This window comes from Acidiferrimicrobium sp. IK (assembly GCF_025499425.1).
GTDB lineage: Bacteria > Actinomycetota > Acidimicrobiia > Acidimicrobiales > Palsa-688 > Acidiferrimicrobium.
The window spans coordinates 37,745-53,343 of record NZ_JAIMCB010000013.1 but is presented as its reverse complement, the minus strand read 5'-3'; the positions used below and the strand labels follow the sequence as shown (position 1 = coordinate 53,343).

The 15,599-nt window shown below is 71.3% G+C and carries 13 protein-coding genes and 1 tRNA gene; 1 reads left to right on the top strand and 13 read right to left on the bottom strand.

What is annotated here, in order from left to right:
• Positions 1-43: 43 nt before the first annotated feature.
• The 11 genes from K6U06_RS19070 to K6U06_RS19020 all read right to left on the bottom strand — a co-directional run bounded on the left by K6U06_RS19070 (position 44) and on the right by K6U06_RS19020 (position 12,065).
• Positions 44-652, bottom strand: a complete 609-nt coding sequence (locus K6U06_RS19070; protein ID WP_262323557.1) for an L-threonylcarbamoyladenylate synthase — start codon at positions 650-652, stop codon at positions 44-46.
• Between the two features lie 16 nt (positions 653-668).
• Complete coding sequence (prmC, locus tag K6U06_RS19065; RefSeq protein WP_410051100.1) at positions 669-1,475, bottom strand: peptide chain release factor N(5)-glutamine methyltransferase; 807 nt, start codon at positions 1,473-1,475, stop codon at positions 669-671.
• Between the two features lie 38 nt (positions 1,476-1,513).
• Complete coding sequence (prfA, locus tag K6U06_RS19060) at positions 1,514-2,626, bottom strand: peptide chain release factor 1 (RefSeq protein ID WP_262323556.1); 1,113 nt, start codon at positions 2,624-2,626, stop codon at positions 1,514-1,516.
• A 537-nt stretch (positions 2,627-3,163) separates the two neighbouring features.
• Positions 3,164-4,105: a type IV toxin-antitoxin system AbiEi family antitoxin domain-containing protein gene (locus tag K6U06_RS19055; RefSeq protein ID WP_262323555.1), complete on the bottom strand. Its 942-nt coding sequence runs from the start codon at positions 4,103-4,105 to the stop codon at positions 3,164-3,166.
• A gap of 111 nt (positions 4,106-4,216) precedes the next feature.
• Positions 4,217-5,254: a hypothetical protein gene (locus K6U06_RS19050; RefSeq protein WP_262323554.1), complete on the bottom strand. Its 1,038-nt coding sequence runs from the start codon at positions 5,252-5,254 to the stop codon at positions 4,217-4,219.
• A gap of 91 nt (positions 5,255-5,345) precedes the next feature.
• A complete protein-coding gene (gene rpmE / locus K6U06_RS19045) occupies positions 5,346-5,555 on the bottom strand; it encodes a 50S ribosomal protein L31 (protein WP_262323553.1) in 210 nt (69 codons plus the stop codon).
• Between the two features lie 38 nt (positions 5,556-5,593).
• Positions 5,594-7,645, bottom strand: a complete 2,052-nt coding sequence (rho, locus tag K6U06_RS19040; protein WP_262323552.1) for a transcription termination factor Rho — start codon at positions 7,643-7,645, stop codon at positions 5,594-5,596.
• Positions 7,646-7,991: 346 nt separating this feature from the next.
• A complete protein-coding gene (gene thrC / locus K6U06_RS19035; RefSeq protein ID WP_262323551.1) occupies positions 7,992-9,041 on the bottom strand; it encodes a threonine synthase in 1,050 nt (349 codons plus the stop codon).
• The gene (locus tag K6U06_RS19030) at positions 9,041-10,342 is read right to left on the bottom strand and encodes a homoserine dehydrogenase (RefSeq protein ID WP_262323550.1); all 1,302 of its coding nucleotides are present in this window, start codon (positions 10,340-10,342) and stop codon (positions 9,041-9,043) included. Before K6U06_RS19030 ends, thrC begins: the two co-directional genes overlap by 1 nt.
• 68 nt (positions 10,343-10,410) lie before the next feature.
• Complete coding sequence (lysA, locus tag K6U06_RS19025; RefSeq protein ID WP_262323549.1) at positions 10,411-11,691, bottom strand: diaminopimelate decarboxylase; 1,281 nt, start codon at positions 11,689-11,691, stop codon at positions 10,411-10,413.
• A complete protein-coding gene (locus tag K6U06_RS19020; protein ID WP_262323548.1) occupies positions 11,688-12,065 on the bottom strand; it encodes a response regulator transcription factor in 378 nt (125 codons plus the stop codon). The genes lysA and K6U06_RS19020 overlap by 4 nt, the downstream gene beginning before the upstream one ends.
• A gap of 69 nt (positions 12,066-12,134) precedes the next feature.
• On the opposite strand from K6U06_RS19020, the gene K6U06_RS19015 reads away from it, so the two are divergent.
• Positions 12,135-12,209: transfer RNA gene (locus tag K6U06_RS19015), tRNA-Arg, on the top strand.
• A gap of 157 nt (positions 12,210-12,366) precedes the next feature.
• Here K6U06_RS19015 and K6U06_RS19010 read toward each other — a convergent pair.
• Entirely contained in the window at positions 12,367-13,842 is a 1,476-nt protein-coding gene (locus K6U06_RS19010) for a serine/threonine-protein kinase (protein ID WP_262323547.1), read from the bottom strand.
• A gap of 501 nt (positions 13,843-14,343) precedes the next feature.
• Positions 14,344-15,591, bottom strand: coding sequence for an MFS transporter (locus K6U06_RS19005; RefSeq protein WP_262323546.1), 1,248 nt, complete (start codon positions 15,589-15,591; stop codon positions 14,344-14,346).
• Positions 15,592-15,599: the final 8 nt, after the last annotated feature.

Below are 15,599 nucleotides of genomic sequence, written 5' to 3'. Positions count from 1 at the left end.
GCCCCGGCCGGGCACCGGCGCGAATCGTCAGCCGGCGGGGGCTTTAGCCGGCGAAGCCGGCGAGCAGCACCGAGCCCTGACGCAGGACCTTGGCGTCGGCACCGGTGCAGTCCACGACCGTCGACGGCTGGCCCTGGCAGGTCCCGGCGTCGAGGACCAGGCCCAGCCCGGGGAGAGCGGCCACCTCCGCGGCGGTCGTCGCCGGCGCGGAGCCGTGCAGGTTGGCGCTGGTCGTGGCGATCGGGCCGAGACGCCGGCACACCGCCAGGGGTACGGGGTGAGCGGGGCAGCGCACGCCGATGGTGGCGTCGTCCTCACCCAGGTCCGCAGCCAGGTCAGCCCGCCGCGGCAGCACCAGGGTCAGGGCGCCGGGCCAGTAGGCGTCCATCAGCCGCCGGGCCACGTCGGGCACCTCCGTCGCCAGCTCGAGCGCCTGCTCCACCCCCGACACCAGCACGGGCAGCTCGACGGAGCGGGGCCGGGCCTTGATCCGGAACAGGCGGTCGACGGCCCCCGTCCCCCACGGGTCGGCCGCCAACCCGTAGACGGTGTCGGTCGGCAGGCCGACGATGTCACCGGCCCTTAGCGCCTCGACCGCGGCCGCGACGGCCTCCTCGGGCGGTGGGTCACCGAGCGCAGCGAGGATGGCCATCCCAGGACGCTACCCCTCAAGCCTGCGGGGCTCGCCCCACCAGCGCCCGGGGCCTCCCGGCCAGGTCGGGGCGCACCTCGACGTCCACCAGCCCGGCGTCGCGGGCCAAAGCGGCGACGTCCTCCGCCTGGTGGGGGGCGATCTCGACGACCAGCGCCCCTCCGGGCATCAGCCACCCACACGACGGCCCGGTTATGGCGGCCACGTCCTCCAAGCCGGTCGGGCCAGCCTCGAGGGCGCCGTTGGGCTCCCAATCCCGCACCACCGCGTCCAGCGAGGCCATTTCTCCACTGGAGATGTACGGAGGGTTGGACACCGCCAGAGTGACCCGGCCGCGCAGCGCCTCTGGCAGAGCTTGCCACCAGGCGCCGCGGGCCAGCCGGACCTTGGGGGCCGCCCACCCGCCGAGACCGGCCAGGTTGGCGCCGGCGACGGCCAGCGCGTCGGGGGACTCGTCGGTCGCCCACACCTCCGCCATGCGCCGCTCCTTGGCCAGCGACAGGGCGATCGCCCCCGAACCGGTACCGAGGTCGACGGCCACCGGGTCGGGAGCGGCGATGGCATCGAAAACCTCGAGGGCCACCTCGACGACGGCCTCGGTTTCCGGGCGGGGGATCAGCACCCGGCCGTCGACCATCAAGTCTAGGGTCCGGAACGGCCAGTGCCCGACGACGTACTGCAGCGGCTCGCCGGCGGCGCGCCGCTCGACCATCTGCTCGAACCAGACCCCGGCGCGCTGGGTGACCGCCTGGTCGAGGGCGGTGGGCCACGCGTCGGGGGCGGCCTCCTCGATGAGCCATCGGGCTTCTTGGTCCGAGCCCAGCCGCCTGCGGCCCTCCTCGTAAAGCTCCCGCCAGCTGGTCAGCTGTCGCTGCCTTCCCCGGCCAGCTGCCGGGTCCGCTCGTCGGCGGCCAGAGCGTCGACCACCTCGTCGAGCTCGCCCATGAGCACCTTGTCGAGCTTGTAGAGCGTCAGCCCGATGCGGTGGTCGGTGACCCGGTTCTCCTTGTAGTTGTAGGTGCGGATCTTCTCCGACCGGCCGCCGCCCCCGACCTGGCTGCGGCGCGACTCGGACAGCTCCGCGGCTTGGCGGTCCTGCTCGGCCTTGAGGATGCGGGCCCGCAGGACCTGCATGGCCTTGGCCCGGTTTTGGATCTGGCTCTTCTCGTCTTGCATGGCGACGACGGTCCCGGTCGGGATGTGGGTGATGCGCACCGCGGAGTCGGTGGTGTTGACCGACTGGCCGCCCGGGCCCGTCGAGCGGTACACGTCGATCTTCAGGTCCTTCTCCTCGATGTGGACATCCACCTCTTCGGCCTCCGGGAGGACCGTCACCGTGGCGCTGGAAGTGTGGACCCGACCCTGGGACTCGGTGACCGGCACCCGCTGCACCCGGTGCGGTCCCCCCTCGTACTTGAGGTGGGACCACGCGTCGTGCCCCTTCACCAGCACCGTGACCTGGTTGAACCCGCCCATGTCGGAGTGGTCGGCGCTCAAGATCTCCATCTTCAAGCCGATGCGGTCGGCGTAGCGGGAGTACATCTCGTAGAGGTCCTTGGCGAAGAGGTTCGCCTCCTCCCCGCCCTCCGCGCCTCGGATCTCGAGGATCACGTTCTTGCCGTCGTTGGGATCGCGGGGCAAGAGCAGCAGCTTGATCCGCTCGTCGAGCTCGGCCAAGCGGGCCTCCCCGTCGCTGACCTCGGCCCGGAGCATGCTCCGGTCGTCGCTCCTGGTCGCCCTGTCGCCGCCGGCGGCGGACCCTCCGGGCTCCATGTCCTCGAGCAGCTCCTTGGCCGCGTCGATGTCGTCGAGCACCCCGCGGTACTCGCGGTAGGCCAGCACGACCGGCTCGAGCTCCCGATGCCGGCGCGACACCTCCCGCAGCCGGCGCTGGTCGGCGATCACCTCCGGGTCCGAGAGCTGGACGAGCACGCTTTCGTACTCGGACTCCAGGCCGGCGAGGCGATCTAACACAACTGCTCAGGGTACTGGCCGGCCGGCTCGGGGCGGCTCTGAGCGATCGGGGCGGCTGTCTGCGCCCTCGGTGCCGGCGGGTGGGTTGCCGGCGGGTGGGTTGCCGGCGGGCGTTAGGGCCCACGCCGGCGGGGTGGGGGTGGCGGGGTGGCGGGCGTGGCGGTGTGGCGGGCGTGCCTCGCCTCGGGCGCTCCGATGGATCCCGCGACAGACCCGCCGGCGATCCGGGAGAACTGTCGCGGCTAGCAGGGGCGCAACCAGCGGAACCCGCGACAGACCTTTGCTTTCGGCGTGGGGTCTGGCGCGGGTTCCATCGGAGCGCCCTTAGGCCACCGGCAGCCGTGGCCGCCGGCGTAGGCGCAGCCCCGAACCCACAGCCGGCACAGCCCCGACCCGCAGACAGCCCCGAGCGGCAGCCGGCGCCCTTAGGCCGCCGGCAGCCGTGGCGCCGGCGCAGCCCCGACCCACAGCCGGCACAGCCCCGACCCGCAGACAGCCCCGAGCGGCGGCCGCAGTCAGGCGGTGACCGCCCCCGGCTCAGGCGGACTGGACTGCCAGCAAGCCGAACGCCCGGCGCAGGGTCGCCACCGTCTCGTCGGGATACACAACGATGTCGTCGAAGGTGAAGCGGAGGATTAGCCACCCGGCCAGGACGATCTTGTTTTGTCGGCGCAGGTCGGCCCCGAGAGCGTCGGGCCCGTGCACGCGGCGCCCATCTACCTCCACCGCCAGCCCCACGTCTGGCCACGCAAAGTCCAGCCTGAAGCCCCGTGTCTCGGGAGCCTGGTGCTGGCGGCGCGGCTCGGGAAGGCCGGCCCGCCGGCAAAGTTGCACGAAGCGGGTCTCGGCGTCGCTCTCCGTCGCCGGGCAGGCGCCCGGCCGCCGCCCGAGGACAGACGTCCACGTGGCGGCGCCGCACGCCGGCGCGGGATGGCGCCGGGACCGCACTTCTTCTTCGGCCACCAAGTGTTTGCGTATGGCGCTCTCGAGCGCTCGTTCGAGGAGGTCGGGCTCCCCGAGGGAGGAGAGGTCGAACAGCGTCCGCAGCGGGCTGGTGACCCGCAGGCCGTCGACGGTCACGACGTCGCCTTGGAGAAGGGTGGCTGTCCGGTAGGCGGCCGCGCCCGTCCGGACATGACGGCCGCGGCGGGTGCCGACCTCGACGTGGGCACGGTCGGGACGGTCGAACCCGTCGAGGCCCCATAGAGCGGCAGCTGACCGCCGGAACGCGAACGAATACGGTCCGGCGCGGAGGACCGCGAGCCACAGATCGCTGAGCCACGAGTCGAGCGGCGGATGACCGTCCGTCCCGCCGGCGCGGTAGAGCCCGCGCCCGACTCGCACCAGGTCACCTCGGTTCACCGCGGCGGTGATCCTTTCGTCGGACATGCCGGCGTCTCGCAGCTGGCCCCTGGTGATCCAGTTGCGCTGCGCGGCCGCCGTGAGCCGCCACTCACCCGACACAAAGGCGCCTCGCATGAGATCACATGATACGTGATGTAATGCGTAACGTGGTCGGGCCTCCGGGTCGACCGGACCGGTGAGCCCGCGGAGGCGGGCCGGCCCCGGTCGGCTGGGCGAACGAGTTGGCTAGGTGGCGAGCGTCGCCCAACCCTCTCGTACTGTCCGTACCTCCGCCGGCCGAAGCAGCGCTGCGGCCAGGTCGCGGGTCAAGGGGTAGGCGTCGGGCGCGGGCATGACCAGGACCAGCGCGGCGTCCGGGGCGTGGATCAGGCGGATGTCGGCCGCGGTGGGCACCAGGTCGATGTCGACGCCGGTGGAGCAGACGACCACCACCGCGTGACCGGCGGCGTCGAGGCCGAGCGCCCCCGCCGGGGCTGACGTGCGGAGGTCGTCGACGGGCAGAGGGCCCGGGACCGGGGCCAGCGACGCCGCCCCGGCAAGCTCGGGGTGGGCGATCACTGCGGCGCGCAGGAGCCGCTCGCGCGCCAGCGTGTTGGCCGGGTGGCGCCGGTCGGGGGCAGTGCGCCACTGCCGGACCAAAGCGGCGACGTCTTCGAGAGCGTCGCCGGTCGGCTCGCCGGGCCGCAGTTCCTCGCGGGCTTCGCGGTCGTGGCGTCCGACGCCGACCGACAGCCGCCAGCCGCCAGTGCCGTCGGGGACGGCTCGGGCCACCTCGAGGCCGAGCACCTCGCCGTGCAGGGTGCCGTGCTCGATGATCGGTACCACTCCGTGGGCCGCCATCTCCGCCGAGAGGGCGTCGAGCACTTCGGTGGGCACGTCGGGATGGTCGGCTCCGAGCGACGGCGGGGCCGGGATCGCCGGCTCGAGGGAGCGGTCCTCGACCCGCCAGACGGTCGGGGCTTGGGAGAACAGCGCGGCCCGGCGGGCGACGATCCCAGACGCAGCGCGGCTTCGGTCCTCGACCAAGACGTGCAGGGCGCGGACCTCGCGGCGGCGCGCCCAGGCCAGAGCGGCGCCGAAACCGGTGACGTCGCCGTCGTCGATCAGCGCCCAGCCCCGTTCGCCGCCCGCAGTGTGGAGGGTCGCGCCTCCCGGGATGGTGCCGTCCTCGAGGGGCCCCTCGAGTTGCCAGTGGTCGCCGACCAGAGCCCGGAGCTTGACCCGGCGGAGGCCGGAGAGCCGGCTGTCCGCTTCGGGGGTCACCGCCCCACCGCCAGAACCGGAGGCGCGCCAAAACGCCGGCTGCGCCCCGCGGGGAGGCAGCCGGCGCTCGGGGAGGGGTAGGAGGAGCGGGCTACTTCTTGCCCCGCCGGCCGTAGCGGCGCTCGAAGCGCTCGACCCGGCCGCCGGTGTCCACCAGCTTCTGCTTGCCCGTGTAGAACGGATGGCACTCGTTGCACAGCTCGGTGTGCAGCGAATCCTTCGTCGAGCGGGTGGTGAACGTGTTGCCGCACGAGCAGGTAACCGTCGCGGTCACGTACTCGGGATGGATTTCGGTCTTCATCGGATTCCTTTCGCTCCGGCCGGACTGTCCGACTGGTGTCAGACGGCGGTGGCCGGGTTCTTTGCCAGCTCGGCGAGGAACTCGTCGTTGCTGCGAGTGGCTTTGATCTTGTCCATCAACAACTCCAAGCTGGCTGCGCTGCTTCCCTCGGCAGCGAGGGCGTTGAGGGCCCTGCGCAGCTTCCAGACCTGTTGCAGCTGGGTCCGGCTGAAGAGCAGTTCCTCGTGCCGGGTCGACGAGCCGTTGACGTCGATGGCCGGATAGATCCGGCGCTCGGCGAGACGGCGGTCGAGACGAAGCTCCATGTTACCGGTGCCCTTGAACTCCTCGAAGATCACCTCGTCCATCTTGCTCCCGGTTTCCACCAGCGCCGTCGCCAGGATCGTCAACGATCCGCCCTCCTCGATATTCCGGGCGGCGCCGAAGAATTTCTTCGGCGGGTACAGGGCGCCGGTGTCGATCCCGCCTGACATGACCCGTCCCGTAGCCGGCTGCGCCAGGTTGTAGGCGCGGGCCAGGCGGGTGATGCCGTCGAGGACGATCACCACGTCGCGGCCCTGCTCGACCATCCGCTTGGCCCGTTCGATGGCCAGCTCGGCGACTTGGGTGTGCTCCTCGGAGGGGCGGTCGAAGGTCGAGGCGACGACTTCGCCCTTCACCGAGCGACGCATGTCGGTCACCTCTTCTGGGCGCTCGTCGACGAGGAGCACCATGAGGTAAACGTCGGGGTTGTTGGCCTCGATCGAGTGGGCGATCTGCTTGAGGATTGTGGTCTTGCCGGCTTTCGGGGGCGAGACGATCAGGCCGCGCTGCCCCTTCCCGATGGGCGAGATGAGATCGACGATGCGGGCGGTGGTGTTGGCGGAGTCGCCCGGGACCTCGAGGGCTAGCTTCTGGTCGGGGAAGAGCGGCGTCAGGCTGTCGAAGCGGGGCCGGTTGCGGGCCTCGTCGGGGCTCAGCCCGCTGACCGTGTCGATGCGCAGCAACGCCGGGTACTTCTCGTTGTTGCCGGCGGGCCTGGCCCCACCCTCGAGGAAGTCGCCCTTGCGCAACGAGAACCGGCGCACCTGGCTGATGGACACGTACACGTCCTCGTGGCCTGGGATGAACCCGGTGGTCCGCAGGAACCCGTATCCCTCGTCGCGCAGGTCCAGCAGCCCGGAGACCGGGATCGGCTCTCCTGTGTACTGCGCCTCGCTGGCCTGGCCCTGCAGCTCCCGTTCCGGACGGTCGTTGCGGTCCCGTCCCCGACGCCGGCGGTTGCGGCGGCCGCCGCCCTCGTTCTCGAAGCGCTGGCCGTCGCCGTCGCTGTCCACGCCGGCATGCTGCGAGGACCCCGAACCAGCACCCGAAGACCCCGAGGACCCCGAACCAGCACCCGAAGACCCGGAGGACCCCGAACCAGCACCCGAAGACCCCGAAGAGCCGGGGGCGCCGGCCGAGGACCCCGAAGAGCCCGGGCCACCGCCCGAGGACCCTGCCGGCGAGCCGGAGGCGCTGTGGGCGCCGTTCGGCCGAGCTGAGATGCCCTGCTGCGGACGGCCGCCGCCCGACGGGGATCCACCGCGGGCGACGTTGCGCACCGGGCGACCCGTGTCGGTGCCGACACCCCCAACTCCGTTGCCGTTGACCGCAGCAGGGTTGGAGACCCCGCGGCCGCCCACCGCCGCCTCGTCGTCGCCTTCCTCTTCTCGGCGTCCGGCTGCCCGAGCGCCGGCTGGCGAGACCCCGGCCGGGACGTCGGGCCCCGCCGGCTCGGCGTCGGGGCCGGTGCCCGCCTCCGGCGATTCTGAGGCCGGTTCGTCGCCGGCTGCGGTGACCTCGGCGAGGGGACCGTCGGTCGGGATCTCGAGCTGGCCCTGGGGCTCAGCCGCGTCGGGGGCGGCCGCGACCCGGCGGGTACGGGTCCGGCGGGGACGCTCGGGCTCGTCGGCCGGCGCCTCGACACCGGTGGCGCGCAGGATGGCGGTCACCAAGTCGGCCTTCTTGGCCCGGCTGGTCGGCCGGGTACCGAGGGCCTCGGCGATCGCGAAGAGCTCCTCGCGCTCCTTGCCTTCCAGCACCGACCGTTCGAGCTGTTGCTCGCTCATCGACTACCTCTTCATGACTTCCGCTCGTAGGGATGCGACGGGTTGGGGGGCCGGGCGCCTGCCAACCGAGGGCGACGCAACCGGTGTGGCGATGCAGCCGGGTACGGTCGAAGGACCGGGGACGTCCGGGGCGGGAGCGGTCGGGCGACCCCGACTGGCAGCGAGTGCCCTCCCCGGAGCCGTCCGGCGATCCGCTCCGGACGGAACACCTCTGGTCCCGGGTGGCCGGGTTCAGGCGGCGACGCTCCGAATGGTAGCGAGAGCTGGGCCTCGACGGCAATCACCCCCGGAAACGCGGCACGCAGCCGTCGCCGGTGCGGGCCCGGGGCTCCTAGGCGGCAGCCCGCTACAGCCCCAGCTCGGCCCGGACCGCTCCGAAATCAGCCTCCACCTTGGTCGGTACCGCGATCTGGCCGATCGCGATGTCGGGGTCTTTCAGGCCGTGGCCGGTCAGGACGCACACCACCCGGGACCCGGGCGGCACGCCGACTTTGAGAAGCCCGGCGACCGACGCGGCCGACGCCGGCTCGCAGAACACCGACTCCTCCTGGGCCAGGTACCGGTACGCGGCGAGGATCTCCTCGTCGGTCACCGCGTAGATCCCTCCTCCGGACTCCGACGCTGCGGAGGTGGCGCCGTACCAGGAGGCCGGCCGGCCGATGCGGATGGCGGTGGCGATGGTCTCGGGCTCGTCGACGGGGGCCCCGTTGACGATCGGAGCCGCCCCCGCCGCCTGGAACCCGAGCATCCGGGGCAGGCGGGTCACCCGACCGGCGTCCTGGTACTCCCGGTAGCCCTTCCAGTAGGCGGTGATGTTGCCTGCGTTGCCCACCGGGATGCAGTGGACGTCGGGGGCGTCACCGAGGACGTCGACGATCTCGAACGCCCCGGTCTTTTGCCCCTCGATGCGGTACGGGTTGATCGAGTTGACCACCGTGACGGGGGCTTTGTCGCCCAGCTCCCGGACGATGTCCAAGGCGGCGTCGAAGTTGCCGGCGATCTGCAGCACCCGGGCCCCGTGGATGAGGGCTTGGGCCAGCTTGCCCAGGGCGATGTAGCCGTCGGGGATCAGCACCGCGCACACCAGGCCGGCCCGGGCTGCGTACGCGGCCGCCGACGCCGAGGTGTTGCCCGTCGACCCGCACACGACCGCCTTGGCCCCCTCCTCCACCGCCTTGGAGATGGCCATCGTCATCCCCCGGTCCTTGAACGAACCGGTCGGGTTGTGACCCTCGACCTTCAGCCACACCGAAGCACCGAGGCGCGACGACAGCCTGGGCGCGGGCACCAGGGGGGTGTTGCCCTCCTGCAGGGTGATGACCGGGGTGGAGGCCGACACCGGCAGGTGGTCGCGGTACTCCTCGATGAGCCCTCGCCACCCCGCTGCGCCGGCCATCACGCGGCACCGATGACGCGGATCAGGCCGCCGATGCGGGTGACCACGTCGAGGCCACGCAGCGCGTGGAGGCACGCCTGCATGTCTCGCTCGAGGGCCGGATGGGTGATGAACACCAGCCTGGCCCCCTCCCCCTCCACGCCTTCCTGCTCCATCGACCGGACCGACACCGAGTGGCGGCCGAGCACGCCGGACACCGCGTGGAGGACCCCGGGCAGGTCGGCCACGAGGAGGTCCAGGTAGTAGGGGGATGTCAGGTCGTCGATGGGACGGAGCGCCACTTGGTGAAGAGCGACGGTGCGCCCGGCGCCGCCCGCGGTGAGGTTGTGGGCTGCGTCGAGCAGGTCGCCGAGGACCGCGCTGGCCGTCGGCATCCCGCCGGCGCCTCGGCCTAGGAGCATCAGCTGCCCGGCGGCCTCTCCCTCGATGAACACCGCGTTGAACGAGTCGCGCACCGACGCCAGCGGATGGGTTACCGGGACCATGGCCGGGTGGACCCGCACCGCGACCGGCCCGTCGGCGGAGTCGTCCTGATCGACGATGGCCAGCAGCTTGAGCGCGTACCCGAGGCGGCGGGCCACGGCGATGTCCGCCGCGGTGATCGCGCTGATCCCCTCCCGGTAGACGTCGCCGGCCACGACCCGGGCCCCGAAGGCCACGTTGGCCAGGATCGCCGCCTTGGCTGCCGCGTCGAACCCCTCCACGTCGGCGGTGGGGTCGCGCTCCGCGTACCCGAGGCTCTGGGCCTCGGCCAGCGCGTCGTGGTAGCTCGCTCCCGACTCGCTCATCCGGCTGAGGATGAAGTTGGTCGTCCCGTTGACGATCCCCATGACCCGGCGGATCCGCTCCCCGGCCAGCGATTCGCGAAGCGGCCGGATCAGCGGGATGGCCCCCGCCACCGACGCCTCGAACAGGAGGTCCACGCCGGCAGTGGCGGCCGCCTCCCACAGCTCCGAGCCGCAGTTGGCGATCAGCTCCTTGTTGGCGGTGACGACCGGCTTGCCGGCCTTCAGCGCGGCCAGGATGAGCGTCCGGGCCGGTTCGATGCCGCCGATGACCTCGACGACCAGGTCGATGTCGGCGCGCCCGACGACAGACGCCGCGTCGGTGGTGAGGATCCCCTCGGGCAGGGGCACCTCCCGCTCGCGAGCGGCGCTTCGCACCGCCACCGCAGCCAGGTCGAGGCGCAGGCCGGTGCGGGTGGCGATGCGGTCGGCGTCGTCGGCGAGCAGCTGTACCAGCGCGCCGCCGACGTTGCCGCAGCCGAGGAGGCCGACGCGCAACCGGGTTCCGGTGTCCATGACCGAGAGGGTACTTGCCCCCCCGCTGCCTCTCCCACCTGGCCCGAAGCCCCGGCTAGCAGTCCCGGCTAGCAGTCCCGGCTTACCAGGTCCTCGAAGGTCTCCCGCCTGACCACCACACGCGCTGCGCCGTCGCGCACCCACACCACCGGCGGCCGGGGCACCTTGTTGTAGTTGGATGCCATCGAGTGGCCGTAGGCGCCGGTGACCGGCGTCACCAAGATGTCCCCGACTGCTAGGTCTTCGGGGACCGCGGCGTCTCGGACGATGACGTCCCCGGACTCGCAGTGCTTGCCGACGACGGTGACCGTGCGGGGCCGGGACGCGGCGGTCTCCCGGGGCAGGAACGCCTCGTAGCCGCTGCCGTAGAGCACCGGTCGGGGGTTGTCGCTCATCCCCCCGTCGACGCTGACGTAGGTGCGGATGCCCGGGATGTCCTTGATGGTGCCGACCGTGTAGCAGGTGATCGCCGCGGCGGCGACGATGGCCCGGCCCGGTTCGGCGCTGAGCGATACGCCGGCGGGGATCCCGGCGTCCGCGGCCGCGGCCCGTACGGCGCGGGCCCATCCCTCGAAGCTCGGGGTGGGCTCCCCCTCGACGTAGCCGACCCCGAGACCGCCGCCGATGCACAGCTCGCTGACCCCAAGGGTGGAGAAAAAGGGCGCGATGGCCTCCACCGCTTTGGCGAAGGAGTCCAGCGCGAAGATCTGCGACCCGATGTGGGCGTGCACGCCCACCAACTCCGGACCGCTGGGCGCGCCGAGGAGCCGGCCGACGGCCTTCTCGGCGTCGCCGGACGCCAGGCCGAAACCGAACTTCGAGTCGTCCTGGCCGGTCATCACATACTCGTGGGTGTGGGCCTCCACCCCGGGGGTGATGCGCACCAGCACCGCGGGACGGGCGTTGCGGGCTTCGCACAGACGCTCGAGGCGGTCCAGCTCGTCGAAGGAGTCGACCACGATGCGGCCGACCCCGGCATCGAGGGCCATCGCCAGCTCGGCGTCGGACTTGTTGTTGCCGTGCAGCACGAGACGCTCCGGGGCGACACCGGCGTGCAACGCTACGAACAGCTCCCCACCAGTCGACACGTCGATGCGCATGCCCTCCTCGTGGGCGACGCGGGCCATCTCGGTGCAGAAGAACGCCTTGGACGCGTAGGCGACGTCGGCACCGAACGCGGCCACGGCCTCCCGGCACCGGTTGCGGATGTGCTGCTCGTCGTAGACGAACACCGGCGTGCCGTGCTCCTCGCACAGGTCGAGCACGTCGACGCCGGCGATGGTCAGCCGGCCCCCTTTCCCCACCTCCGCATGCTCCGGGAGAAGGTCGAGGTCAACCGGGCGGCTCATCGGGCCGCCAGCAACGCGGCCACCCGGTCGAGCAGCTCCAAGGGCTCGAACGGCTTGGTCACGTAGTCGTCGGCGACCGCCAGCCCGGCGGCCACATCCGTCGCTTGGGCCTTGGCCGACAGCAGCAATATCGGGATCGACGCCACGTCGGGATCGGCCCTCAGCTGTCGGGCCATCCCCAGGCCGTCGAGCTTGGGCATCATGACGTCGAGGACGATCACGTCGGGGCGTTCCCGGCGGGTCACCGCCAGACCTTCCTCGCCGTCGCCGGCATCGATCACGGTGTAGCCCTCCATCTCGAAGTTGACGCGGAGGAGGGTCACGATCACCGGGTCGTCGTCGACCACCAGCACGGTCGCTACCCGATCGTCCACGCCCGCCAATGTAGGCGGCCGGGCCCGATGGGCCCGGCCCGGGACCGGAGGCTATGCTGGTGCTCCCCCGCCCTCGTAGCTCAGGGGATAGAGCACCGGCCTCCGGAGCCGGTTGCGGAGGTTCGAATCCTCCCGGGGGCACCAGCGGAAACAGGCCCTGACCAGCGCATACGTGCTGGTCAGGGCCTCTTTCGTTTGACCGCCAGAGACCGCCACCGACCTCGATTTTCCGGTGTTCGCGGGAGGAGCGCGGGAGGAGGTGAGGCGGTCGGGCGGCAATTTGCAGCGTCACGATGAGCGACTAGGTGCGTCGCCATGTGCCTGACACGTCTCGCTCCGGCATGGCCGACGGATGCCCGAGCTGCCCTTGGGCCGCCTTGGCGAACCATCCGAGCCACCGATCGAGGAACTCATCGAGGTCTCCGACAACGAGTGCAGTGAATGGCCAGGCAACCTGGTACTCGGCCATCCCCGGCCACAGGGCTTTGGCAGCCTCAGTTCCCGGACCGAGAGCAAAGGGGTCCTGGCGGCCTTGAGCGGCCATCATCGGACTGACCATGAACGCCGTCTCAAACCAGCTATACGTGCCTTCCTGTTGAGCGTCGCAGAAGTAGAGCGAGTGGCTTCGTCCTTCATAGCCCGTCCGGCTCGACGGTACCCGGACCGACACTGTGGCGTAGGAGACCACGTCGAACGCGGGCGCGCTCCAGTCGCCCCAGCCTCGCCCGTCGAAGGACGCCACCCCGGAAAGCGCCAGTCGAGCATCGCCGAGCGCCACGCTCCAACCGGACTCCGCATGTGGTTGCGGCTGCACCGCCGCGCCCGGAGCCTCTTGGTTCAGGACCTCGACCAACGCTTCGGAGGTCGCCTGCAAGGCACGCCGGCTGGCCGCGGCGAGACTGGCTCGGCGCTCCTGCTCGGTCTGCTCGCGGGACCGAGCCCCGCTGTGGTGGGCCACCCTGCTCACCTGTGCCTGGTATGCCGCCGCTAGTTGCGATCCTCCCGGGAGCGGCTGTTCGATACCAGCGCGCTCCAGCCGGGCCTGGAGGTTCCTCGCAGTCGGACGGGCGCCGGGAGCCTTGTACAAGCACTCCTCCACCAATGCGACCAGGCGCGCCGGCAGCCCCGTGAGGCTCGGCGGCTCGTTGTGAAGGTGCTGATCTCGGAAGTCTTCGATGGACGGGCCGAGGAAAGGTAGCTCTCCAGCAAGGAGCTGATGAGCGATCACGCCAAGCGCGTAGACATCTGCGGCGGTGGTCGCGTGCTCAGCACGCCACCGCTCAGGTGCGGCATACGGCGGCGACAGGGCGAACTTGCGGGTGTCGAGGGCGGTAGACGCCTCGGCGTAGCGGGAGATACCGAAGTCCGCCAGGCACCAGGCGCCGTCATAGAGAAGGACGTTGTCGGGCTTAAGGTCACGGTGAACCACGAGGCCTTCAATTCCAGCGAGCGCGACCGCGACGTCGTTGAGCACAGCCAGCGCCTCGGTTGCCGCCATCGCTCCGGACAGGGCGATCTCCTGCCCGAGGGAGCGCTCCGCCATGGGCATAACCAGGACCCAGGCGTCAGCGGTCTCGCCCGAATCGATCACGGAAATGATATTCGGCGCGTCCCCTAGTTCAACGAACAGAAGCTCGCGCTGTGCCCCCGGCGCCTTCGGCACGAGCTTGGCCGCAGCCGTGCTGCCATCCTCAGCCCGAGCGGCGAACACCTGCCCAAAGCCACCGGCACCCAGTCGCTCGCCCAAGTCCCAGCGTCTTGCGCACTGCACGATCACGAGTCACAGGGTAGGCCGGACGTCCATCCGGTACGGGGCTGCACCCACTGGTCCTACACAGGAAATTCGCCCACGGCGCTCCATCGTCCCCCACGGCAAAGAAGACACGTTCTCGACCATGAGTGCGGGCGCGGGTGGTTCGACTCCCTCCGCGCCCACGACGAATTCGCCGTAAAAGACCTGGTCAACGGCCTGAAGTCGGATGTTCAGGGCGCCATGGGCCGCAAATGGGCCGCAGGATTTGGCGAGACCATCGGGCAGCGGTGAAGGAAGGGGCATCCCGGCGGCATCTGCCGGGGCGTAACCGACGGCGTCGGTCAACTCGTCCTGGTACCGGGCCTGGGCGCGACAGCGGCCGCGTCCCTCCGGTTCTCGACTACGCAGAGCGTTCTCCGGGGTCGAGTTGCTCGGCCGGTGCGGCCCACCGCGACCCGTCGCAGCCCGTGGCCCCCAGAGGATCGGACCAAAGCGTCCGTCCGCCTGCCACTCCCCCGCCCGACATCACGGCTTGGCGTCGCCAGGCAGGTGAAGGTCGTCGGTGCGCAGCCGGGTGAGGCCGACGGTGGCGGCGACGAGTAGGAGGGCGCCGCCGAGGTAGTAGACGGCGGCGATGCCGAGCGTGTCCGCGAGGACGCCGCCGACACCGATGCTGGCGAGGCGTCCGGTCTGCCAGACGACGTCGTAGAACGCGAACACTCGTCCTCGCCGGTCGTCAGGAACCACGGTTTGGAGGGTGGTCTGGTAGGTGACGTTGCCGGTGGAGGTGCCGATCCCGTAGGCGGCGAGCCCTACCAGGGCGCCCGCGAACGAGCTGAACGCAGCCAAGCACAGGTCGACCAGGCCGCGGAGGAGGTAGGGGCCGAAGACAAGAGCGGGGCGGGACACGTTGCGGGTGACGCGGCGCAGGAGAAACGGGCCGACGCCGGCGCCGATCCCGATGGCGCCGAGGAGGACACCGAAGCGTCCGGCTCCCAGATGGAGATGCCGTTCGGCGAGAACCACCAACAGTGCGGAGGTGGCCCCGGCGGAGAGGGCGGCGATGCCCTGCACGGCGGCCAGGGTGCGCAGGAAGCGGCTGGCTCGGAGGTAGGCGAACCCGTCTGCGATGTCGCCCAGGCGACGCCGAGCGGCGGGTGCGGGGTTGTGCGGCACCCGGATGCCGGCCAGCAGGGAGGCGGACACAAGGAACGACACCGCGTTGATCCCGAACGCCGGGCCAGCTCCCGCAGCCGCGACGAGAACACCAGCGAGGGGGGCCAGGGCGATCTGGGAGACGACCGCGGTGGACCAGATGACCGAGTTTGCCCCTAGGAGATCGTCGCCGGCCACTGCCGGCAACACGCTGGCGGCGGCGGGGTTGAAGAACACGGTGAACGCCGACATGGAGAACGCGGCGGCGTAGATGACCCACAGCTGGTGACCGAACACCGCGAGTACCCCGGCGACGACCGCTCGGGCGAGGTCCGCGCCGACCATGACCGCGATGCGCGGCGCGCGGTCGACCACCGCTCCGGCCACGAACCCGAGCGCCAAGACGGGGACGATCTCGAAGACGACGGTGGCGGCGACCGACAGGCCCGAGCCGCTGAGACGGTAGACGAGGATGACGATGGCGACGACGTTGAATGTGTCGCCCCACTGCGACGCCGTGCGCGCCGCGTACAGCCGCCGGAACGGCCCCGATCGGAACGACAGCCCCCGCCGTCTCCATGGTTGCGCCCTCCCAGACTTCTCTTGCCGGCTTGTCATCCCGCCGC